This is a genomic window from Achromobacter kerstersii, from assembly GCF_902859595.1.
In the GTDB taxonomy this organism is placed as follows: Bacteria; Pseudomonadota; Gammaproteobacteria; order Burkholderiales; family Burkholderiaceae_B; genus Achromobacter; species Achromobacter kerstersii.
Window position 1 is genome coordinate 1,373,516 of record NZ_CADIJQ010000001.1, and the last position, 20,739, is coordinate 1,394,254.

The following is a 20,739-nucleotide window of genomic DNA, read 5'->3' on the forward strand; positions in this document are numbered from 1 at the left end:
ATCAGGAAGCCGATTCATCCGACTTGCGCGGGCGACGGGTACGGCTGGCCGTTTTGGCGGGGGCTGCGCCGGCATCGGCAGAGGCCGCGTCGGCGGGGGGTTGAGTTCCCGTCTTCGCTGCCGTCTTTGCCGCTGCGGTCTTGGTGCCCGGGCTGGTGGCGGTCTTTGTGGCCGTCTTGGTTGCAGTCTTAGTCGCCGTCTTCGTTGCAGTCTTAGTTGCAGTCTTGGTTGCAGTCTTGGTTGCCTTCTTAGCGGGCGCCGCAGTGGTCGTCTGCGTGATCGTCTGCGTTGCCGTTTTCGCCGGGGCCTTCTCTTGCGCCTTCTTAGCTTCCTGCTCGGACGCTGCGCGGGCGGCAGCCTCGGCGGCGATGCGCGCGGCGCCGCCTTCAAACGGGTCCGACACCTTGACCGGCGTCTTGACCGATTCGCGGCGCGCCTCGGGCGGCGTTTCCACAAAAGTCCATTCCGCGATGTTCACAGCAGGCAGCGGCTGGCGCGCCTGCGGCAACGGGGTCGGCATGGGCGGCAGGCGCGAGGGTTGAACCGGCTTGGTTTCCTGCGCACGCGCCAGCGCATCGGCGCGCATGGCCTCGAGCTTGGCGGCTTCCTTGGCGAGCTCCTGCGCGGTTGCGCGATCGGCTTCCGCTTGCTTGCTGGCTTGGGCAGATGCCTCGGCCTGTGCCGCAGGCGACGCGGCGGCGGGGGCTTGCGCCACGTTCGCCGCGGCCTCGGGCGCCGCGGCCTGCACATCGGAAACCGCGTCAGCCGGGGCGGCTGCGGCCGGCGTATTCATGGACGCTACGTTTGCGTGTTGATCACTGTGCTGGCTGGCGCCTCGGCCCGACTTGCGGCCGCCACGCGATCTGCGGGAGGGCCGGGAATCGGTCTCTTCCTGAACGGCGTCGGTTTGCGTGGCGCCGGTATCGGCCGGCGCGGCGGCGGACGTGGGAGCGGTGGTGGGAGCGGTGGTGGCGTGATGGCCTTGCGCGGCACGCGAGCCATTGTTGCGGCCGCCACGGTCTGCGCGGTCGGTCCGTTCGTTGCGCTCTGCGCGATCGCCACGGTCTGCACGTTCGGTGCGCTCGGCACGGTCGCCGCGTTCGGTACGCTCTGTGCGATCACCGCGATCCGTGCGCTCTCCGCGATCGGCGCGAGCCGTAACCGGTGCGGTGTCGGCAACGTCGCCCGCATCCGCGCCATCCGCGCTATCGCGAAACACATACGTGCCGGCATTCTCTTCGCGGCCGACTTCCAGGAAGCCGCGCTTTTTTGCTTCGTCCAGCAAGTTGCCAAAGGCCCGGAAGCCGTAGTACGACTCGTTGAAATCCGGTTTGCGGCGCTTGAGCGCGTCCTTCAACGCGGATGCCCAGATCTTGCCGCTGTCGCCGCGTTCGGCCATCAGCGCCTCGAAGGTCTCGACAACCATCTCCACGGCCTGCGTCTTACGGGCGTCCAGCTCTTCCTTGCGGCGAATTTCTTCGTCGGGCGTGCGGCGCTGGCCGCCAGTGGCCGCACCGCGGTTATCGCGGCGGCCGTCGGCGGTGCGCTGCACTTCGCGCGCCAGGTCGTCATAGAAGATGAATTCGTCGCAGTTGGCGATCAGCAAGTCCGACGTGGATTGCTTCACGCCCACGCCAATCACCTTCTTGTTGTTCTCGCGCAGCTTCGATACCAGGGGCGAAAAATCAGAATCGCCGCTGATGATCACGAACGTGTTGACGTGCGACTTGGTGTAGCAGAAGTCCAGCGCGTCCACCACCAGTCGGATGTCGGCCGAATTCTTGCCCGATTGGCGCACGTGCGGAATTTCGATCAGCTCGAAATTGGCCTCGTGCATGGGGGCCTTGAATTCCTTGTAGCGTTCCCAGTCGCAATAGGCTTTTTTGACGACGATGCTGCCCTTGAGCAGCAGGCGTTCCAGCACGGGACGAATGTCGAATTTCTGATACTTGGTGTCGCGCACACCCAGCGCCACGTTCTCGAAGTCGCAGAAAAGCGCCATGCTGACGTTTTCGTTGGGGGTATTCATATTCTTCTCCAAAGCCGAGGCGGCCACATTACACCGGGCCGCCAGATAGCGCTCATGATATACATATCCGCCTTCAGCCCATCATTTTGCCCGATCGCCCGCCGTGCCTGACGCCCCTGCCTACCCCGCCCTGGCCACCCCCAGACTGACGCTTCAGCCCCTGTGCATGCAGGACGCCGAGGCCATCCAGCGCATCTTTCCGCAATGGGATGTGGTGCAATTCCTGGCGGATCAGGTGCCTTGGCCCTACCCGGAGAACGGCGCGCGCGACTATCTTGAGCACGTGGCGCTGCCCGCCATCCAGCGGGGCGAAGAGTGGCATTGGACGCTGCGCACCCACGCCGACCCGGGCCGCATGATCGGCGTGGTCAGCCTGATGGACAACGACGCCAATAACAATCGCGGCTTCTGGCTGGACCCCGATTTTCGCCGGCAAGGCTATATGACCGAAGCCAGCGAGGCCGTCACGGCCTATTGGTTCGACGTGTTGGGCAAGCCGCTGCTGCGCGCGCCCAAGGCCATCGTCAATACGGGGTCGCGCAAGATTTCCGAACGCGGCGGCATGCGCGTCGTGGCGGTTGAAGAACGCGGGTTTGTCAGCGGGCGCTACCCCGCCGAGATCTGGGAAATCACTCGCGAGGAGTGGCAAGCGCGGCGGGCGCTGCAAACCGCGCAATGACGGCAGGCGCCGACGGTTCGGCGCGGTTGACCCCGCTGATCCGCCCCTTTTTTCGTGCCTGCCCCGCCGCCCCCTGACAGGCAGCCTAAGCCGGCGCTTACCGGCCCTTTAGGCCCGCTTTCCGGCGAATTGACCCGAATGACTCCTGGCTAGAATTCCCGACATTCCGGCATTCCGCGCGTAGGGGTGCTTTTCCCTTCGGGCAAGATCCATGAATCCGTCTTCCGTCATCGGCGCCGTTGTTGGCCTGCTTACCCTGCTTATCGTCGTGGCGCTGTCCGCCACCGACGCCAGCATGTACTTCAACTTGCCAGGCCTGGCCATCGTCTTGGGCGGCACGTGCGCAGCCTTGTTCATCGCCTACCCGCTGCATGAAGTGCTGCGCGTGTTCTCGCTTGTGCGCACGGTGTTCCGCAACGACCAGCACGACCAGCAGCGCGACATCGAAGAACTCGTGTCGATGGCGCAGCTGTGGATGAACACCGACGTCCACAAGGTCGAGCAAGCCCTGAAGAAAGTGTCGAACCCGTTCCTGCGCACGGGCGTCCAGCTGATCATCGACAACACCCCGGAAGACCAGATCATTGAAGTGCTGCAATGGCGCGTGGCGCGCCTGCGTGCCCGCGAACAGGCCGAAGCGCAGATGTTCCGCGTGATGGCGACCTTTGCCCCAGCCTTCGGGATGCTGGGCACGCTGGTTGCGCTGATCAACCTGATGGCCGTGCTGGGTGACGGCAGCATGACGATGATCGGCCAGCATCTGGCCGTGGGCCTGATGACGACGTTCTACGGCATCTTGCTGGCCAACCTGATCTGCAAACCGATTGCGCTGAAGCTTGAACGCCGCACCGCGCGCCGTGTGGAATCCATGAACATGGTGCTGCAAGGCATCTCGATGATGTGCGAGAAGCGCGGCCCGGCTGTGGTGCGCGAGACGCTGAATTCCTTCGTGCTGCACGTCGAAGACGAAATCTACGACGGTGGCGCTGGCGCCGCGCCCCAGGCCAAACCCAAGACGGAAGGCCAGGTCAAACCCGCCGCCCAGCCCGTCTCCATCAACCGCCCGGCCCCCGCGCGTCAATGAGCCTGATTTCTCCTTCCCTGGCGCAGCGGATCGAGCAGGCCCGCCAGGCCCAGTTGCGCGCGCAGAAAACGGCCGCCAACAACAGCGGCTGGCGCCCCAGCAAAAGTGACCGCAAAGACCGCTATTCCCGCTGGCACGTTGAAGAAACGGTCGAACAGGATTCCGAGAATTGGCTGCTCAGCTATCTGGACCTGATCACGCTGCTGCTGGCCATGCTGGTGGTGATGCTGGCCGTGTCGCGTCTGCATGGCCAGGCTTCCGGCCCGTCGGACCAGCCGATTGAGCTGGTGGGGACACTGGCCGCCGCCGGCCTGCCCAAGTACGACGGCGAATACGCTGAATTCGACACGCCCGCCATTCCCGCCAGTTGGGCCGAACCACCCGCTGCCCCTGCGGCCACGGCCCCCGCCGCCCCCGCCGACGACGACAGCATGAAGGTGGCCGATGCCGCCCCGCCGCTGATGGCGCCGTCCAAGGAATCCTTGGGGCTGGGCGACCTGGGCAAGTCGGTGGACGTGATCATCAACGAGCAGTCCGTCAGCTTCCGCATCAGCAACGAACTGCTGTTCCCGTCGGGCCAGGCCACGCTCAGCCCGGCCGGCCTGGACGTGATCAAACGCCTGGCGACGATTCTGAACAAGAACGAACACCAGGTGTCGGTCGAAGGCCACAGCGACCCGGTGCCGATCCAGACGCGCCAGTTCGCTTCGAACTGGGAACTGTCCAGCAGCCGCGCCACCAGCGTGCTGCGCGAGCTGGTGCGAGACGGCGTCGCGGGCCAGCGCCTGCGGGCCGTGGGCTATGCGGAAACGCGCCCCATTGAATCCAATGACACGCCGGCCGGCCGCGCCGCCAACCGCCGCGTCGAACTGATCATGGATATTGCGCCGAAGCAGGCGCCGGCGAAGGAAGCGAAAGCACCGGCATCGGCGTCATCCTCGGCGGCACCGGCAACAGCCGGTTCGGCTTCGGCTGCTTCGGCAACAGCCGGTTCGGCATCGGCTGCTTCGGCATCGGCGGCTTCGGTAGCAGCACCGGCGGCGCAAGCGCCCGCGGCTACCGCGCCCGAATCCGCCGCTGCCGCGCCCGCGCCCGCCACGCAGCCGGCCCCGGCTCGCACCTAAGCCCCCCCCGCAACAGGCCGGCGCGCGGCATCGCGCGCCACCATGACGATCTTCCAGGAAGGGTGACAAAAGTCTCCCTTCCAAGCTGGCGTGTGGCCGGGCAACAGCGTTAAGCTTCGCCCAATCCACCCTCAGGCCAGAACAGGAAACGCCATGTCCTATATGTTGCTGATCGTTGAACCGGTAGGCCAGCGCGCCCAGCGCACCCCCGAAGAAGGCCGCGAGGCCTATGCGCAAATGGTGCGCTACGCCGAAGAACTCAAAGGCCGCGGCCTGCTCGTCAGCGCTGAATCCCTGAAATCCGAATCCGAAAGCGTCCGCCTGCAAATTCGCGACGGCGAACGCTCGCTGATGGACGGCCCATACGCCGAAGCCAAGGAAATGATCGGCGGTTTTTTCCTGCTGACCTGTGACACCCGCGAAGAAGCCCTGGCGCTGGCCGCCGAGTGCCCGGCGGCGCAATGGGCAACGGTGGAAGTCCGGGAACTGGGGCCGTGCTTTATGTAGGCATTTGCCGGCATCCAACAAGCAATTAGGAGTGACGGCACCATGCCTACATTGACCATTAGAAATCTCTCGGAAGACGTGCTCCGCGCACTACGCATGCGGGCAGAGCAGCATGGACGGACTATCGAGGCCGAAGTCCGTGCCATCCTGAAAGAGGCCACCCGGTCAGAAAAGCGCATCAAGCTGGGTTCATTGCTCGCGCGTATCGGTCGGCAGGTGAACCTTACGGACGAGGAAGCTCTGCTATTCAGTCAAAGGAACCCGTACCGCTGAAATCTTAGTATTTACCCTAACTTCACGACATTCCTGTCGATCTGAGTCACCCCCGTTCGTCGTCCCCCTGCAAGCCCCCGAAATTCCCTCCGGAACCCAGGTGGCGATGTCCTACCCCAAGGAGAGACTCAGATGCGATTCATGATCATCGTGCGGGCCACGCCCGATAGCGAAGCCGGCAAGATGCCGGACGAAAGCCTGCTTGCCTCGATGCTGACCTACCACGAGGCCCTGGCCAAAGCGGGCGCACTCCTCGATGCCAACGGCCTGCACCCCACTAGCAAAGGCTGGCGCGTGCAATACGACGGCCAGCCGGACGGCAAGCGCACCGTCATCGACGGCCCCTTCGCTGAAACCAAGGAACTGATCGCCGGCTACACCTTGATTCAGGTGCGCTCGCGCGAGGAAGCGATGCAATGGGCCATGCGCTTTCCCTCGCCCTTTCCCGGCCAGCGCTGCGAGATCGAGGTGCGCCAGCTTTTTGAGCTGGACGAATTCGCACCCAGCCAGGAAGTTGAACGATTTCGCGACATCACCGGCGTCAGCCACTGATCCTCTGGAGACCCCATCATGCACAAGAAAATCTTCGTCAACATCGCCATCGGCGACATGCAGAAATCGCAAGCCTTCTTCAAGCAGCTGGGCTTCACGTTCAACCCGCAGTTCACCAATGACCAGGGCGCCTGCATGGTGATCAGCGACGACATCTACGCGATGCTCCTGACCCGTGATTTCTTCAAGGGCTTTACCGACAAGCCGCTGGTGGACCCCAAGCAAGCCACCGAAGTGCTGATCTGCCTGTCGTGCGAAAGCCGCGCCGAAGTCGATGACCTGGTCGCCCGCGCGCGGGCCGCCGGCGCCTCGGTGCCGCGCGAGCCGCAAGACCACGGCTTCATGTATGGCCACGGCTTCGAAGACCTGGACGGCCACATCTGGGAACTGGTCTACATGGTGCCCGGCGAGGTCCCCGCGGCATGACGCAAGCGGCCACGCATCGCGCCATTGAAGCCGTCTGGCGGATCGAGGCCGCCAGCGTCATCGCCGGCGTCGCGCGGCTGGTGCGCGACGTCGGGCTGGCCGAAGAACTGGCGCAGGATGCGCTGGTGGCCGCCCTGGAACGCTGGCCCGATACCGGCGTGCCGGACAACCCCGGAGCGTGGCTGATGACCACCGCAAAGAACCGCGCGCGCGACCGCTTGCGTCTGGACGCGCTGCACACCCGCAAGCACGAGCAGATCGGCCACGAGCTGGAAGCCTTGCATGCGGATGTGGAGCCCGACTTTGTCGACGCCCTGGACGCCGCGCGCCAGGACGACATTGGCGACGACCTTTTGCGCCTGGTCTTCACCGCCTGCCACCCCGTGCTGTCCACCGACGCCCGGGTGGCGTTGACGCTGCGCCTGCTGGGCGGGCTGTCTACCGCCGAGATCGCGCGCGCGTTTCTGGCGTCCGAATCCACCATCGCCCAGCGCATCGTGCGGGCCAAACGCAGCCTGACGGCGGCCAACGTGCCGTTTGAAGTACCGCATGCACAAGACCGCGCGCCCCGGCTGGCGTCGGTGCTGGAAGTCATCTATTTGATCTTCAACGAAGGCTATTCAGCGACCTCGGGCGACGACTGGATGCGCCCGGCGCTGTGCGATGAAGCGCTGCGGCTGGGCCGCATCCTGGCCGAGCTGACGCCCGACGAAGCGGAAGTGCACGGCCTGGTCGCGCTAATGGAATTGCAGGCGTCACGCCTGCACGCCCGGACCGATGCGCAAGGCCGCCCCGTCCTTTTGATGGAACAGGACCGCAGCCGCTGGGACCCGCTGCTGATCCGGCGTGGGCTGGCCGCGCTGGCGCGCTCGGACGCGCAGGGCGGCGCACGCGGCCCGTATGCGCTGCAAGCGGAATTGGCCGCTTGCCATGCGCGCGCCCGCAAGCCAGAAGACACCGACTGGCCGCGCATCGTCGCGCTGTACGACGCGTTGGCGCAGGTGATGCCGTCGCCGGTGGTGGCGCTGAACCGCGCCGTCGCCGTGGGCATGGCCTTTGGCCCGCAAGCGGGTCTGGATCTGGCCGATGAGCTGTCCTCCAACCCCGCCCTGGCCAACTACCACTGGCTGCCCAGCGTGCGCGGCGACCTGCTCGCCAAGCTGGGCCGCCACGCCGAAGCACGCGCAGAATTTGAACGCGCGGCCGGCATGACACGCAACGCTCGCGAACAAGCGCTGTTGCTGGCGCGCGCCAAGGAAATGCCGGCGTAGACCGCGCGACTGTCAAATATTGTCAATGGACGCAACGCGCGGACAGGCCGGGAGTAGCCTGATCCGAATCGTGAAAAGCGGGTTGCGGAGCGTCGCATGAACAAGACAGGCATGGTGTTGCTGGCATCAACGGTTGGCGTCCTGGCCTTGATCGTGCCTTTTTCGCTGTCGCTCTATCTGGCGCAGACCCAGGGCCGTGACGACGCGCTGACCGCATTGCACGATCTGGCGGAAGACGTGCTGCACCGGGCCGACAATGCGCGCCTGCAAATCAGCGACGCCATCGACGCCCTGAACAACAACCCCGCCGAACCGCCCTGCTCGCCCGAACAACTGACGCGCATGGGCATGTTGTCGGCCGCGTTCAGCCACGTGGCGGGCATGGCGCGGCTGGAGCAAGACGCGCTGGTCTGTACCACGCTGGGCGGGCAAGGCGTCCCGCTGAATCTGGGCGCACCGCATGGCAACCGCCAATACGGCTTGCAGTTTTGGAGCGCGATCGAATTGCCCAACCTGCCCGGGCAGACTTTCAGCGTGCTGGGCCGCGACGGCTACGCCGCACTGGTGTATCCCGATTTGGCGATCGACCTGCTGAACCGCGAATCGCCCGTATCGCTGGCCTTCTTTTCCACCGGACAGCGCTTGATTCTGGGCCGCCGCGGCACGATCCAGGACGAATGGATCGACCGCTATCAAGGCCAGCCCATCCAGTTCGAAGACGCTGGCTACTTTGTGGTGATTCAACCGTCCGACACGGGCGACAGCGCGGCGTTGGCCGCCATGCCCTCCACGCTGGTGCAGGCGCAGGTGCAACGGTTCGCCTACATACTCGGGCCCGTCGGCCTGATCCTGGGGATCTTGCTGACGGGCGTCGTGGTGTTCGTCGCGCGCCGCCGCCTGTCGCTGAGCGGCGAGCTGGAAGCCGCCATCGACCGCGACGAATTCTTCGTGGAATACCAACCCATCATCGACCTGCAAGACGGCCGATGCGTGGGCGCCGAAGCGCTGGCCCGGTGGCGCAATGAAGACGGCGCGCTGGTCAGCCCCAACGTGTTCATTCCGCTGGCCGAAGCCAACGGAATGATCCAGCGCATCACCACCCGCGCCATGGAAATCGTGGTGCGCGACGCCGCCGAATTGCTGCGCGCCGACCCGCAGCTGCATATCGCCATCAACCTGTCGCCCGACGATCTGCATTCGGAAGGCATGGACACGCGCATGAAGGAACTGGCGGCCAGCGCCGGCATGGGTCCCGCCAGCCTGATGTTCGAAATCACCGAGCGCGGATTGATGTCGCCCGACAAGGCGCGTGGCGTGTTGCTCGCCGTGCGGGCGGGCGGCTTTCGCGTGGCGATCGACGACTTTGGCACGGGCCATTCCAGCCTGTCTTACCTGGCCACCTACGAGCTGGACTTCCTGAAAATCGACAAGATGTTCGTCGACACCCTCGGCACCGACGCGCCGACCAGCCTGGTGACGTTTCACATCATTGAACTGGCGCGCTCGCTGGGCTTGCAGTTGATTGCCGAAGGCGTGGAAACCGAAGCGCAGCGCGACATCCTGCGCGAGCGTGGCGTGCAATATGCGCAGGGCTGGTTGTTTGGCCGCCCCATGAGCATCCAGAAACTGGGGACATTCATTGCACGGGCGAGCCAGGGGCTGCGGCCAACTGCCGTGATTTAATCCCAGGCATGTGTTCCGTGCATGCCGCCCCGTCGGACCCCGGCGCGCCCGCTTTGACGGGCGTGCCGGCGGCGTTCGACCACCCCAACGACCGCGCCGAGTTCCGCCGCACAGCGCATCAGCCCGGCGTGGAGCTATACCGCGCCCACATCATCCGGCACGCGTTCGAGCCCCACACGCATGAAGCCTATGGCTTGGGCGCGATCGAATCCGGCGTCGAACGGTTCCGCTACCGCGGCGCGGACCATCTGGCCCCGTCCGGCTCGGTCGTGCTGATGAACCCCGACGAGCTGCATACCGGCCGCGCCGAAACGGAAGGCGGCTGGCGCTATCGCATGGTTTACATCGACCCCGGCGTCGTGGCGCGCGTGACGGGCGAAGACGGCTGGTGGTTCGATACCGCCGTGGGCCATGACGCCGCCAGCGCGCAACGTGTCACCGCCTTGCTCGACACCTTATGGCACGCGCATGAACCGCTGGCCTTCGACAGCGCGCTCTACGCACTGCTGAACGAGTTCCGCCGCCACGCGCAGGTGCCGCGCCATGCGCCAGCCGAAGGCGCGCCGCGCTTTGCGCCCGTCATCGATTACCTGCGCGCCAACCTGTCGCGCCGCCTTACGCTGGACGAGCTGGCGGCGGTGGCGGGCTTGAGTCCGTTTCATTTCCTGCGGCGCTTTCAGGCGCACTATCACGCCGCGCCGCAGCAGATGCTGATGGCGCTGCGCCTGTTCGAGGCCAAGCGCCTGCTGGCCGCCGGCATCGAACCGGCGCAAGTGGCGCTGGCGGCAGGCTTGACCGACCAGGCGCATCTGACGCGCGCCTTTTCGCGCCGCTACGGCGTCACGCCCGCCCGTTACCAGAAGCAAGTTCGGGCCTGAAGCAGTTTCACGCCTGAAACAGGTTCGCGCCCGAAGCGCGCCAGCGTCGCCACCGCAATCTGGTACAAGACCCGCCCTGCCCGCGCTGGCTAGACTGCCCGCATTGATTTGCAGGAGCAAGGTATGTGGGCAGGAACCCTTTATGCGCTGGCCGCGGGCTTGATGTGGGGGCTGGTGTTCGTGGGGCCGTTGCTGCTGCCGGAATACCCGGCGGCGCTGCAATCCGTGGCGCGCTACCTCGCGTTCGGGCTGATCGCGCTGCCGCTTGCATGGCTGGATCGCAACCGCTTGCGGCAATTGCGCCGCGCCGACTGGATCGAAGCGCTGAAGCTGGCCGCCATCGGCAACCTGCTGTATTACCTGTGTCTGGCCAGCGCCATCCAGCGCGCAGGCGGCCCCGTCCCCACCATGATCATCGGCACCTTGCCGGTGGTGATCGCCATTTGCGCCAACCTGCGCAATGCGCGCCGCGACGGCAAACTGCCCTGGATGCGTCTGGCGCCATCGCTTGCGTTGATTGCGTTGGGCATCGGCTGCGTCAACCAGGTAGAGCTGCAAGCGCTGCGTCAGGACGCCGATGCCGACATGTCGCGCTACGCGGTCGGCGCCTTGCTGGCGCTGGCCGCCGTCGCCTGCTGGACCTGGTATCCGCTGCGCAATGCCGACTGGTTGCGCGCGCACCCCGACCGCAGCCCCAGCACCTGGGCCACCGCGCAGGGCGTGGCCACGCTGCCGCTGGCCTTGGCGGGCTACGCCATCCTCTGGGGCGGAATGGCCGCCACCGGCAGCGCGTTCGACATGCCGTTAGGCCCGCGCCCCGACGTGTTCCTGGGCCTGATGATCATCATCGGCTTGTTCGCCTCGTGGCTGGGCACCTTGTGCTGGAATGAAGCCAGCCAGCGCCTGCCCACCGCCTTGGCCGGCCAGCTCATCGTGTTTGAAACCCTGGCCGCGCTGGCCTATGCCTTCATCTTGCGCGGCACGGCGCCTGAACCGCTGACGCTGGTTGGCATCGCCTGCCTGGTCGTGGGCGTGCTGCGCGCCGTGCGCGTCAAGCCGATACCCGTACCGGTACCCGCTACAGCAAGTCCGGCAAGCGGCTCAAGTCGTCGATGACGTCGAACGCGCCTTCGTCCAGCAAGCGCTGGCGCTGGTTCGGCCCATTGTGTGACGCGCCCACATAGCCCACCGCCCGCATGCGCGCGGCGCGGGCAGCGCGCACGCCCGGCACGCTGTCTTCCACCACCACGCAATCCAGAATCGCCGCGCGCATCTGGCGCGCGGCAAACAGGAAGACGTCGGGTGCGGGCTTGCCCTTGGCCACTTGCGCCGTGCTGAACACGTTGGGCGCGAAGTCGTCCCACAGGCCCACCAGCTTCAGCGCGGCTTCCAGTTTGGGCGGCGTGCTGCTGCTGGCCACGCAGATATCCATCCCACGCGCGCGCAGCGCCGCCACGGTTTCGTGCACATGCGGCAAGGCCCGCAGTTCTTCGCGGAACGTGTGCGCCAGGCGGTCGGCATACTGCCGCGCGAAGCTGTCGGGCAAGGTGCAGGAGTTTTCGGATTGCAGGGTTTGCCACATGTCGGCATCGGGTATGCCGGCGAAACGGTGAGCGGCTTCTTCGGGCGTGATCGTGATGCCATGTTCGGCCAACGCGCGCGATTGCGCACGCGCGGCGATGATTTCGCTATCGATCAGAACGCCATCGCAATCGAAGATGACAAGGCGGGTGGTAGACGGTTGCATATCGGCTCCAACAAGGTCGGCCTTCATGATAGGCCTCGATCATGACGTTGCGCACGCGGGCGTCGATGGCGCATTGAGGCTGCGCAATGCCGCTAGAGTCTGGCCGCCCGTACCCGCCGCAAGCCGCCTGCAATAAGCACCCCCGCCACGCCCGCCGCCACCACCACGTAGGATGCCGCGCCCCAGCCGTAACGGTCGATCACCCCCCCGACGGTGACCGGGCCAATGACCTGGCCCAAGTTGCTGCCCTGCATGACCAGGCCCACCGACGCCGCCGTCAGCCCCGCACGCGGCGCCACCAGCGGCGCGGTGCCTAGCAAGGTGGCGGGAATCAGTCCGCCTACGGCCGAGAACAGCACGCAGAGCAGAAAGGTTGGCATGGCGGGAAGCACCGAGCGGAAGATCAGCAACGCCACCACGGCCATCGCCGCACTGGCGCAAGCAATCAAGGTCGACCGCCGCCAGCCGCGCGCAAGCAGCACGCCCGCGCCCAGGTTGCCGATCAGATTCGCCGCGCTGGCAATGGCGCTGTACAGCCCCGCCTGGGCCAGCGTCAAGCCCAATTGCTCCATCAGCAACACGGGCAGGAACGTGAACAGCGCGAAGAACATCAAGCTGTAGAGCGTGAACGACAAGGCCAGCAGCACCGGGCCTGCGGCGCTGAGCGTGTCGGTGGTGTCTTGCCGCATGCCGCGCCACGACAGCGGTGGCCCGGGCGGCGACGCGGGCGCCAGCGCGACCACGCTCACGAACGCCACCGCCACCGCAACACCCGCGCACCACCAGTACGCCTGCCACTGGTCAAAGGCTTGCGAGGCCAGCATCGCAATGGCCATGCCCGCCGGCATGTAGCAGCTCCAGAGCGCAAACGCGAAGTCGCGGCCCGAGGCCGACACCATGCGTTGCAACGCGGCGGGCCCGGCGACGGTGATCATCAGGAACCCCAGCCCTTCAATTACGCGCGACGCCAACAGCACGCCGTAGCCGGGCGCCATCGCACCGATGACGGTACCCAGCGCCGTCGCCAACAGGCCCAACAGCAACATGCGCCGCGCGCCGAACCGCGCGATGACGCCGCCTGCGGCGATGCCGCCCACCACGCCCAGAATTGAAAACACCGCCGTCAGCGTGCCAATCGACGCCAGGTCCAGGCCCATGTCCGTGCGCAGCAGCGGCGCGGCAATGATCACCTTGCCCACTTGCAACGACGCCACCACGCCCGCCCCCACCACCGCCAGCACCGCGGCCCAGCGCGTGTCGCTCGCGATCATTGCGCCCTCTTCGCATAGCTCACGCCCATGCCGGCGCGCACATCGTTCTGGATGCCATAGGGCGCTATCGGGTAGCGCAAGCCGTTGGCCGCCAGCGCCTTCATGCCCTCAATGGCAATCGGCAGATAACGCGGTGGCAAGGCCATCAACATTTCCTCGTCGGGCACGCCGCCGTATCGGCGCTCGGCAAAACAGGGCAAGGACAGGCTGGGTTCGCCCGTGGCCAGCGCCCGGCCCCAGGAGTCCGCACAGGCGGTCTCGCCCACCACGCTCCAGTCAAACCGGCGGTAGTTCTTCCACTGCAAGCCATTGATAAGAATGATCATCTGCCCCGGCGTGGCATACACCAGGCAGATATCGGGCGGATCAAGCCGGCCCGATGCCAAGGGCGACACCACCAGCCCGCGATACTTGCCCGCCGGCACACAGGACAAGGCCGATTGGCGTGCGCGCGCATCGGCTTCGGTGGCGTGCCAGACGCCCACGTAGTCCTTGCCGCTTTTCCAGGCTTCGTCTTGCGGCCCCAGGCCGATCACCGCGCGGCACTGCGCGCCGACGAGATCGTCGCCGGTTATCCCCACCGTCCAGCCCAGGCGCGCCGCCATGCCCACGATCTGGTCCGTGGTGTGCGTGGCTTGCGGCCGGCGCAACCCTTTAATGCCCGCCATGTCCGCTTCGTCTTCGAACAGCTTCATGCCGATGACGGTGGTCTTCAGGCGCAGCAGCTTGTTCAGGTCATCCACCAGCTGCGGCCAGTTCATGGCCGCGTCGTGCGTTGTCTCTTCCATTTCCGTCCTTTGGACTGTTGTGTGCCGTAGCGATTGATCTCGCGGTCAAAAACGCGGTTCGCGCATTTACCAGGATAATCGTCGGCGTGCCGTGACGGCGAGCCGTAACGGCGAGCCGTAACAGCGTGCGGTGACGGCAGGCCATTACGGCAAGCCGTAAGCATGTCGCAATTCCAGCACGCATGACAACCACCAAAAGAGACATGGACCAACAAGAACGAAACAACGCAACTTCCGCAGGACGGCTGCCCACCGGCGGCTTTGCGGCGATGGTGCCGGAACTGGATGTGTCCAACCTGGACGCCAGCCTGGCCTTCTGGTGCCAACTGCTGGGCTTTGACGTGGCCTATGCGCGGCCCGAAGCCGGCTTTGCGTATCTGGAGCGCGGGCCGCTACAGATCATGCTGTGCCAGATCAACCATGAATGGGACACGGGGCCGCTCGAACGCCCCTTCGGACGCGGCATCAATTTTCAGATGACGGTGCCCAGCATCGAGCCCATCGCCAATGCGCTGGCCGAAGCGAATTGGCCGCTCTTTCGTCCCATTGAGGAAAAGCGCTACCGGGTCGGCGCCGGCTGGTCGGTATGCAGGGAATTCCTGGTGCAAGACCCCGACGGCTATCTGCTGCGGTTTGCGGCGGGAGAAGCAGAAGGGGGCTGAGTCAGCCGGCCAGACTGGGGCGGCTGACTCAGCCGGCGCGACTGGGATGGCTGCTGCGGCTGGCTACGCCTGAAACCGGCCGCGGCTGCAACATCTCGAACAAGGCCTGAACCGGCGCGCTCTCTGCCGCGTGCTGGGAGGCCGCCAAGCCAAACGACCGGTACTGCGGCGCCGCCAGCCGCAACACGCGTAAGCCACGGCGGTTATCAGGCAAGGTCAACGCAGGCACCAGCGTCACTCCAAGCCCTTCGCGGACCAGGGCGAACGCGCTTGCCCAATCGCGCACCGTGGCGCGCACGTCCGGGATGGTGATGCCCGCGTCTTGCGCCAGGCTTTGCGCGTGCACGCTGCAACCGCCCGTTGCCAGCACGAAGGGCTGCGCGGCCAGATCCGCAAAGTCGATGGCGTTGCCCGCACGCGCCAGGGGATGCGCGGCAGGCAGCACCGCCGTCCATTCGTCTTCACCCAGCGGACACACGTGCCGGCCCGGCGCGGCGTTCAACACCACGCCCACATCCACCGTGCCTGCCGCCAGCAAGGTTTCGACTTCGTCATCGCTGGCCTCTAGCGACACCACATCAATCGCCGGATGCAATTGCCGAAACCGCCGCAGCACGGGCGGCAAAATGGTAGAGAACACCATCGGGAAACTGGCCAGCCGCAAGGTGCCGCGTGCGGTCCCGCGCGCGGCTTGCGTCAGCGCCTGAATGCGCTCAAGCGCTCCCAGCATGGCGCGCGCTTCGTCCACCACGCGCAGCCCCAGCGCGGTGGGTACCGTCTGGCGCCGTTCGCGCGTGAAAAGCGGCGCGCCCAGCATGTCTTCCAGCTGGGCGATGGCCTGGCTGGCGCCCGACTGCGTCATGCCCACCTGCGCTGCGGCGTGCGTGATGTTGCCGGCGTCCGCCACCGCCAGCACCAGCCGCCAGTGCATCAGGTTCATCATGGCATTAGCTCTGCTTATGGTTATTTTCTGAAGAAGTAATTTTACGCATGCCGCGCGGCGCTTCAAGATAAGTGCTTTGTTGAATTCAGGACTGACCGATGAAGCTGTATTACGCCCCCGACACCTGCTCGCTGTCGCCGCACATCGTGCTGCGCGAGCTGGGCCTGCCTTTTACGCTGGTGCGTGTGAACAACCAGACCAAGCGCACCGCCGACGGCGGTGATTTTCTGGCGATCAATCCCAAGGGTTACGTGGCCGCGCTGCAACGCGACGACGGGCAAGTGCTGACCGAAGGGCCGGCCATCGTGCAGTACCTGGCGGACTTGAAACCGGAAGCCGGACTGGCCCCGCCCAACGGCAGCTGGGAACGCAGCCGCCTGCAAGAATGGCTGAACTTCATCAGCACCGAAATCCATGGTGGCTTCGGCCCGCTGTTCAACCGCGCCCTGCCGCAAGCCGCCCGCGAATGGTGGCAGGCGCGGCTGGAAAAGCGCCTGGACTATCTTGCCGGCGCGCTGGACGCCCAACCGTATCTGGCCGGCAGCCGCTTCGGCGTGGCCGACGCCTATCTGTACACGGTGTTGCGCTGGGCGGCGTTCTTCGATATTTCCCTGACACGCTGGCCCGCTCTGGCGGGGTATATGTCCCGCGTAGGCGAACGGGCCAGCGTGCAGGCGGCGCTGGCGGCCGAAGGGCTTACCAGCGGTACGTAACGCCCGCCATCATGCTGCGGGCCTTGCCGTAGTAGCAACCAAAGGAATAGTTGCAGCTGGACACGTAGGTCTTGTCGAACAGGTTTTGCACGGTCAGGCTGGCGACCAGGCCGCGCAAGGCGGGCGACACGTGCGCCAGGTCGTAGCGCAGCGACGCGTCGACGACCGCGAAGGCCGGCGTGCGGAACGTGTTGGCCGAATCGCCATAGGCCGTGCCGGTCCAGCGCACGCCCCCGCCCAGTTCCATGCCGCCCAGCACGTCGCCTGCAAAGCGGTAGTTGGTCCAGAGGCTGGCTGCCCAGGTCGGCAGCGCGGCCAGGCGCTTGCCTTCGTCGTACGAGCCCGGCGTGGAACGCGGGTTCAGATACGTCAGCCCGGCAATCACGTCCAGCCGATCCATCGGCTGCGACTTGATCTCCAGTTCTACGCCTTTGGAACGCACGCCGCCGTTCTGAACTTCGTAGCCCGGGTGGTCGAAGTCTTCAGACGACATGTTCTTCTGACGGATCTCAAACGCTGACAGCGTGATCAGCGTGTCGCTGCCAACGGGCTGGTACTTGATACCCACTTCCACCTGTTTTCCGGTGGTGGGCTTGAAGGACTCGCCTTCGTAATTGGTGCCGATCACGGGCAGGAACGATTCGGAATAGCTGATGTACGGCGCCAGTCCGTTTTCGGCCACGTACGCCAAGCCCACGCGCCCGCTGAAGGCGCTGTCATTGCGGCGCGTGCGCGTATTGGCCAGCAGGTCTTTGTTGTCGATCTTCGCCCAGTCGTAGCGCCCGCCCAGCGTCAGCACAAATTTGTCCAGCTTGACCTGGTCTTGCAGATACAGCCCGACCTGGCTGACGCTGTTGTCCCATTTCGTGGTCAGTTCGGTATCCGGCTGCGCGACGTTGTAGTCGGGGTCGTACAGGTTCAGCGGGGTGGCGGCGTAGTTGTTGTAGCCCGTGTACTTGCGCGAGAAGTTCCGGTAGTCCAGGCCCACCAGCACCGTGTGGTCCAGCGCACCGGTGCGGCCTTTCAGTTCAACGTTGTTGTCGATGCTGAGCACATTGTTGTGCTGGCCCCAGTCCAGCTTGGTGCGGCTTGCCTGGCTGTAGTCGGTATTGCCGTCGGCGTCTTGCACGAAGCGGTTCAGGTAGAAGCCGCGATAGTTGTCGCGCACGTCCACGAAGCGAATCGTCTGGCGCAACGTGGCTTGCTCCGAGAACTTGTGCGACAAGTCCGTGCCCACCACGAATTGGCGACGATAGAAATCGTTGAAACCGGGCTGGCCGGTGAAGATGTCGCGGTTGATGCGTTTGCCATCGGGGCCGTCGAATACGGTGCCGATGGCAGGCAGCGGCTGGTAGTCGGGCACGCCGCCATCCCGCTGCAACTGCGTATACAAGGTCAGCGACGTTGCGGCGCTGGGCCGCCACGTCAGGCTGGGCGCAATCAGCAGGCGGCGGCTTTCCTTGTAGTCGATCTGCTCGTTGCCGCCGTTGGCCACCCCGGTCACGCGGTAAAGCACCGAGCCATCTTCATTGGCGGGGCCCGTCAGGTCCAGCGCGCTTTCCACGCGGCCATAGCTGCCCACGCCAAAACGCACTTCGCGCAGGCGTTCGTCCGACGGCCGCTTAGACACCAGATTGATCAGCCCGCCCGGCTGGTTCTGCCCGTACAGCACCGATGCCGGCCCCTTCAGCACTTCAACCCGTTCCAGCAGATACGGGTCGATCTGCAACGCGCCGCCCAGGCTGCCGGCGTACGGCAGATAGGTGCCGTCCAGGTACAAGGGCGCCGGGGCGAAGCCGCGCGAATCGACCTCGTCGGCGATCATGTTCGAATCGGTATAGCCGTTGACGTTGACGCCCGGCGTATAGCGCAGCGCCTGAGCCACCGTGGTGGCGCCGCGCGTTGAAATCTCAGCCGCGGTCACCACGTTGACCGTCTGCGGAATTTCCAGAATGGACGCGTCCGTCTTGGTGCCGGTGGCGCTGCGCTTGGCCGCCACGCCGGGTACAGGCCCCCAGGCGTTTTCGGTCTGGCCCACCACGCGCACGGGCTCCAACAATGCGGTGCCCGGCGCGGCCGGCGCGCGACGCAGGCGATACGCGCCGCTTTCTTCCGCCACCGCTTCCAGGCCCGTCCCGGCAAGCAGGGCCGCCAACCCATCGCGCACGCCGTACGCGCCGCGCAACCCGGGGCTTTGCACGTTGGCGATCAGCGTAGGTTCGGCGCCTACCATCACACCAGATCGGCGCCCGAACTCCAGCAGCACCTGCTGCACCGAACCCGCCGCGATGCCGTACTGCTGCCGGGCGTCCGCCGCTTGCGCGTAGGCGGGCTGAACCGGCGCCAACGTGGACACCAGCGCACCGGCCGGCAGGCCAAACGCAATATGGCAAAGCCAGCGGCGCGCAGGCGACAGCGTGGCGGGCGTCGCGCGGCGACGGCAGGGATGATGCGACATGGGGCAATCCTTGTGAGCGTTAGCGTTGGACAGCCCGGCCCGACAAGGCGGCTGTCCCTATGTCTAATGCTCGAGTCGCAAAACGGTGCCGGCCTGTTACAAAATAGTCGCGCACCGCCGTCACGGCCCCACCGTCACCCAGTAAGCGCTGCGGGTGTGCACACGCACAGGCAGGATTTTTTCGATCAGCCGCAAGACTTTGTCTGTGTCCTGAACGGGGAAGGCCCCGGTCACCCGCAGCTCGGCCACCGCGGGATCGCAACGCAGGAAGCCGCGCCGGTAGCGGCGTAGTTCAGACAGAAAATCACCCAGCCGCCAGTTGTCGGCGAACACCATGCCGCTGGTCCAGGCGTCGGCGTTATCGGGGCTGGGTTGCGCCGCGTCCACGCTGTAGCGGTCAAAAGACGTGCGCTCTCCGCGGTTCAGCCGAAGCTCGGTTCCGCCCAGACGCGTCTGAATGCGCACGGCGCCTTCCTGCACGGAGACGTGCGTCTGCGCCTCGTCGCCCAACTGGCGCACGATAAAGCGCGTGCCGATCGGGCTGACGAAACCGCTGCGAGTCTCGACAATCAGTGGCCGGCCCGCCGCGTCCTGCCCGGATTCAATCTGGATCTCGCCTTCCACCAGCACGATGCGGCGCGCCTGCGCATCGAAACGCGTATCGACGGCGCTGCGGGTGTTCAGCATCAGGCGGGTGCCGTCTTCCAGCGTCAGCAAGCGGCGCTCACCCACGCCGGAACGATAGGCCGCCGTCCACACCCGCCACGGCGCGGGCTCGCCCGACACCGCCACCAAGGCCCCCGTGACCGACACGCCCAACAAGGCCAGCAGCACGCGGCGCCGGCCGCTATGCGAGCGGCTGATCTGCTCGACGACCTGGCTCGCCAACGCGCCCGGCAGCTTGGCCGCGTGCGCATCCAGCACCTGCGACATCGACGTCACGCGTTGCCACGCCACATCGTGGTCAGGACAGGCCTCGCGCCACGCCTGCCAGCGCGCCAGCTCAGCGGGGGTGGGATCGCATTGCAGACAGATCAGCCAGTCCACCGCGGCAGTCACCACGGCGGGCTGGCTGCGGGGCAGCGCGGATGTGGACGATGAAGACATGGGGCGGCCCGCCTAGCCGTACATCACGCTGAAGCAGCGCTGCAAGGCTTTGGACATTGCCTTCTTCACCACATCCAGCGTATGACCCGTCTGCCGCGCGACCTCGGGGTACGACAAGCCTTCCAGTTGCGCCAGCAGAAAAATGGCGCGCGTGCGCGCATCCAGCCCATCGATCAGGCGGCACAGTTCCACCAACGTCTCGACCACGATCAGCCGCGATTCCACCGACGGTTCGCAGGGTTCGCCGCGCGCGGCCAGCACGTCCAGATACGCCGCTTCAATCACGCTGCGGCGGTGGTGCCGGAACAGCAGGCGCTTGGCGACCGTCGTGAGATAGGCGCGCGGCTGCGCCAGAATGGGCTGTGGGTCCACCCCGATGATGCGTTCAAAGGTGTCGTGCGCCAGATCGGCCGCGTGGTCCGATCCACCAAGGCGGCGGCGCAAAAAGCCGAGCAGCCAGCGATGGTGGTCGACATAGAGCGTCTGGATTGCGTCGTGCGCGGGGGTAGCGGGAACGGGGTCGGACACGACGGGCTCGTTGCGT

Annotated in this window: 21 protein-coding genes; 13 read left to right on the forward strand and 8 right to left on the reverse strand. The window is 65.8% G+C overall.

What is annotated here, in order from left to right:
• Position 1 precedes the first annotated feature (1 nt).
• The gene (locus HV765_RS06040; protein ID WP_175169099.1) at positions 2 to 2,029 is read right to left on the reverse strand and encodes an NYN domain-containing protein; all 2,028 of its coding nucleotides are present in this window, start codon (positions 2,027 to 2,029) and stop codon (positions 2 to 4) included.
• 103 nt (positions 2,030 to 2,132) lie between these two features.
• Here HV765_RS06040 and HV765_RS06045 point away from each other — a divergent pair, with 103 nt between their 5' ends.
• The 11 genes from HV765_RS06045 (at position 2,133) to HV765_RS06095 (ending at position 11,622) form a co-directional block, all read left to right on the forward strand.
• On the forward strand, positions 2,133 to 2,708 hold the full coding sequence (locus HV765_RS06045; RefSeq protein ID WP_175169100.1) for a GNAT family N-acetyltransferase: 576 nt from the start codon (positions 2,133 to 2,135) through the stop codon (positions 2,706 to 2,708).
• A gap of 211 nt (positions 2,709 to 2,919) precedes the next feature.
• Complete coding sequence (locus tag HV765_RS06050; protein ID WP_054421534.1) at positions 2,920 to 3,792, forward strand: motility protein A; 873 nt, start codon at positions 2,920 to 2,922, stop codon at positions 3,790 to 3,792.
• Entirely contained in the window at positions 3,789 to 4,916 is a 1,128-nt protein-coding gene (locus HV765_RS06055) for an OmpA/MotB family protein (RefSeq protein ID WP_175169101.1), read from the forward strand. The genes HV765_RS06050 and HV765_RS06055 overlap by 4 nt, the downstream gene beginning before the upstream one ends.
• 153 nt (positions 4,917 to 5,069) lie before the next feature.
• The gene (locus HV765_RS06060; RefSeq protein WP_054421532.1) at positions 5,070 to 5,423 is read left to right on the forward strand and encodes a YciI family protein; all 354 of its coding nucleotides are present in this window, start codon (positions 5,070 to 5,072) and stop codon (positions 5,421 to 5,423) included.
• 42 nt (positions 5,424 to 5,465) lie between these two features.
• Complete coding sequence (locus tag HV765_RS06065) at positions 5,466 to 5,696, forward strand: FitA-like ribbon-helix-helix domain-containing protein (RefSeq protein WP_175169102.1); 231 nt, start codon at positions 5,466 to 5,468, stop codon at positions 5,694 to 5,696.
• Between the two features lie 132 nt (positions 5,697 to 5,828).
• A complete protein-coding gene (locus HV765_RS06070) occupies positions 5,829 to 6,248 on the forward strand; it encodes a YciI family protein (RefSeq protein WP_175169103.1) in 420 nt (139 codons plus the stop codon).
• Between the two features lie 18 nt (positions 6,249 to 6,266).
• Positions 6,267 to 6,674 carry a VOC family protein gene (locus tag HV765_RS06075; protein WP_054421526.1) on the forward strand — a complete coding sequence of 136 codons (408 nt, stop codon included), beginning with the start codon at positions 6,267 to 6,269 and terminating at the stop codon, positions 6,672 to 6,674.
• Positions 6,671 to 7,945, forward strand: coding sequence for an RNA polymerase sigma factor (locus tag HV765_RS06080; protein ID WP_175169104.1), 1,275 nt, complete (start codon positions 6,671 to 6,673; stop codon positions 7,943 to 7,945). The genes HV765_RS06075 and HV765_RS06080 overlap by 4 nt, the downstream gene beginning before the upstream one ends.
• Before the next feature lie 96 nt (positions 7,946 to 8,041).
• Entirely contained in the window at positions 8,042 to 9,628 is a 1,587-nt protein-coding gene (locus tag HV765_RS06085; RefSeq protein ID WP_175169105.1) for an EAL domain-containing protein, read from the forward strand.
• Positions 9,629 to 9,681: 53 nt separating this feature from the next.
• The gene (locus HV765_RS06090) at positions 9,682 to 10,506 is read left to right on the forward strand and encodes an AraC family transcriptional regulator (RefSeq protein WP_420840108.1); all 825 of its coding nucleotides are present in this window, start codon (positions 9,682 to 9,684) and stop codon (positions 10,504 to 10,506) included.
• A gap of 123 nt (positions 10,507 to 10,629) precedes the next feature.
• Positions 10,630 to 11,622, forward strand: coding sequence for a DMT family transporter (locus tag HV765_RS06095; protein ID WP_175169107.1), 993 nt, complete (start codon positions 10,630 to 10,632; stop codon positions 11,620 to 11,622).
• Here the strand turns inward: HV765_RS06095 and HV765_RS06100 are convergent.
• The 3 genes from HV765_RS06100 to HV765_RS06110 all read right to left on the reverse strand — a co-directional run bounded on the left by HV765_RS06100 (position 11,585) and on the right by HV765_RS06110 (position 14,312).
• Entirely contained in the window at positions 11,585 to 12,253 is a 669-nt protein-coding gene (locus HV765_RS06100) for an HAD family hydrolase (RefSeq protein WP_054421518.1), read from the reverse strand. The two genes, HV765_RS06095 and HV765_RS06100, sit on opposite strands and share 38 nt — an antisense overlap.
• A gap of 92 nt (positions 12,254 to 12,345) precedes the next feature.
• Positions 12,346 to 13,524, reverse strand: a complete 1,179-nt coding sequence (locus HV765_RS06105; RefSeq protein ID WP_054421516.1) for an MFS transporter — start codon at positions 13,522 to 13,524, stop codon at positions 12,346 to 12,348.
• The gene (locus HV765_RS06110) at positions 13,521 to 14,312 is read right to left on the reverse strand and encodes a DUF169 domain-containing protein (protein WP_054421514.1); all 792 of its coding nucleotides are present in this window, start codon (positions 14,310 to 14,312) and stop codon (positions 13,521 to 13,523) included. The genes HV765_RS06105 and HV765_RS06110 overlap by 4 nt, the downstream gene beginning before the upstream one ends.
• Before the next feature lie 203 nt (positions 14,313 to 14,515).
• Here HV765_RS06110 and HV765_RS06115 point away from each other — a divergent pair, with 203 nt between their 5' ends.
• Entirely contained in the window at positions 14,516 to 14,974 is a 459-nt protein-coding gene (locus HV765_RS06115; protein ID WP_175169108.1) for a bleomycin resistance protein, read from the forward strand.
• A gap of 28 nt (positions 14,975 to 15,002) precedes the next feature.
• Here HV765_RS06115 and HV765_RS06120 read toward each other — a convergent pair whose 3' ends face one another.
• A complete protein-coding gene (locus tag HV765_RS06120; RefSeq protein WP_175169109.1) occupies positions 15,003 to 15,917 on the reverse strand; it encodes a LysR family transcriptional regulator in 915 nt (304 codons plus the stop codon).
• 98 nt (positions 15,918 to 16,015) lie between these two features.
• On the opposite strand from HV765_RS06120, the gene gstA reads away from it, so the two are divergent.
• On the forward strand, positions 16,016 to 16,630 hold the full coding sequence (gene gstA, locus HV765_RS06125; protein WP_054421510.1) for a glutathione transferase GstA: 615 nt from the start codon (positions 16,016 to 16,018) through the stop codon (positions 16,628 to 16,630).
• Here the strand turns inward: gstA and HV765_RS06130 are convergent.
• The 3 genes from HV765_RS06130 to HV765_RS06140 form a co-directional block, all read right to left on the reverse strand.
• Positions 16,614 to 19,088 (reverse strand): TonB-dependent siderophore receptor, encoded by a 2,475-nt coding sequence (locus HV765_RS06130; protein WP_175169110.1) that lies wholly within the window; start codon positions 19,086 to 19,088, stop codon positions 16,614 to 16,616. The two genes, gstA and HV765_RS06130, sit on opposite strands and share 17 nt — an antisense overlap.
• Before the next feature lie 120 nt (positions 19,089 to 19,208).
• Entirely contained in the window at positions 19,209 to 20,195 is a 987-nt protein-coding gene (locus HV765_RS06135; RefSeq protein ID WP_175169111.1) for a FecR domain-containing protein, read from the reverse strand.
• A gap of 12 nt (positions 20,196 to 20,207) precedes the next feature.
• Positions 20,208 to 20,723 carry a sigma-70 family RNA polymerase sigma factor gene (locus HV765_RS06140; RefSeq protein WP_175169112.1) on the reverse strand — a complete coding sequence of 172 codons (516 nt, stop codon included), beginning with the start codon at positions 20,721 to 20,723 and terminating at the stop codon, positions 20,208 to 20,210.
• Between the last annotated feature and the right edge of the window lie 16 nt (positions 20,724 to 20,739).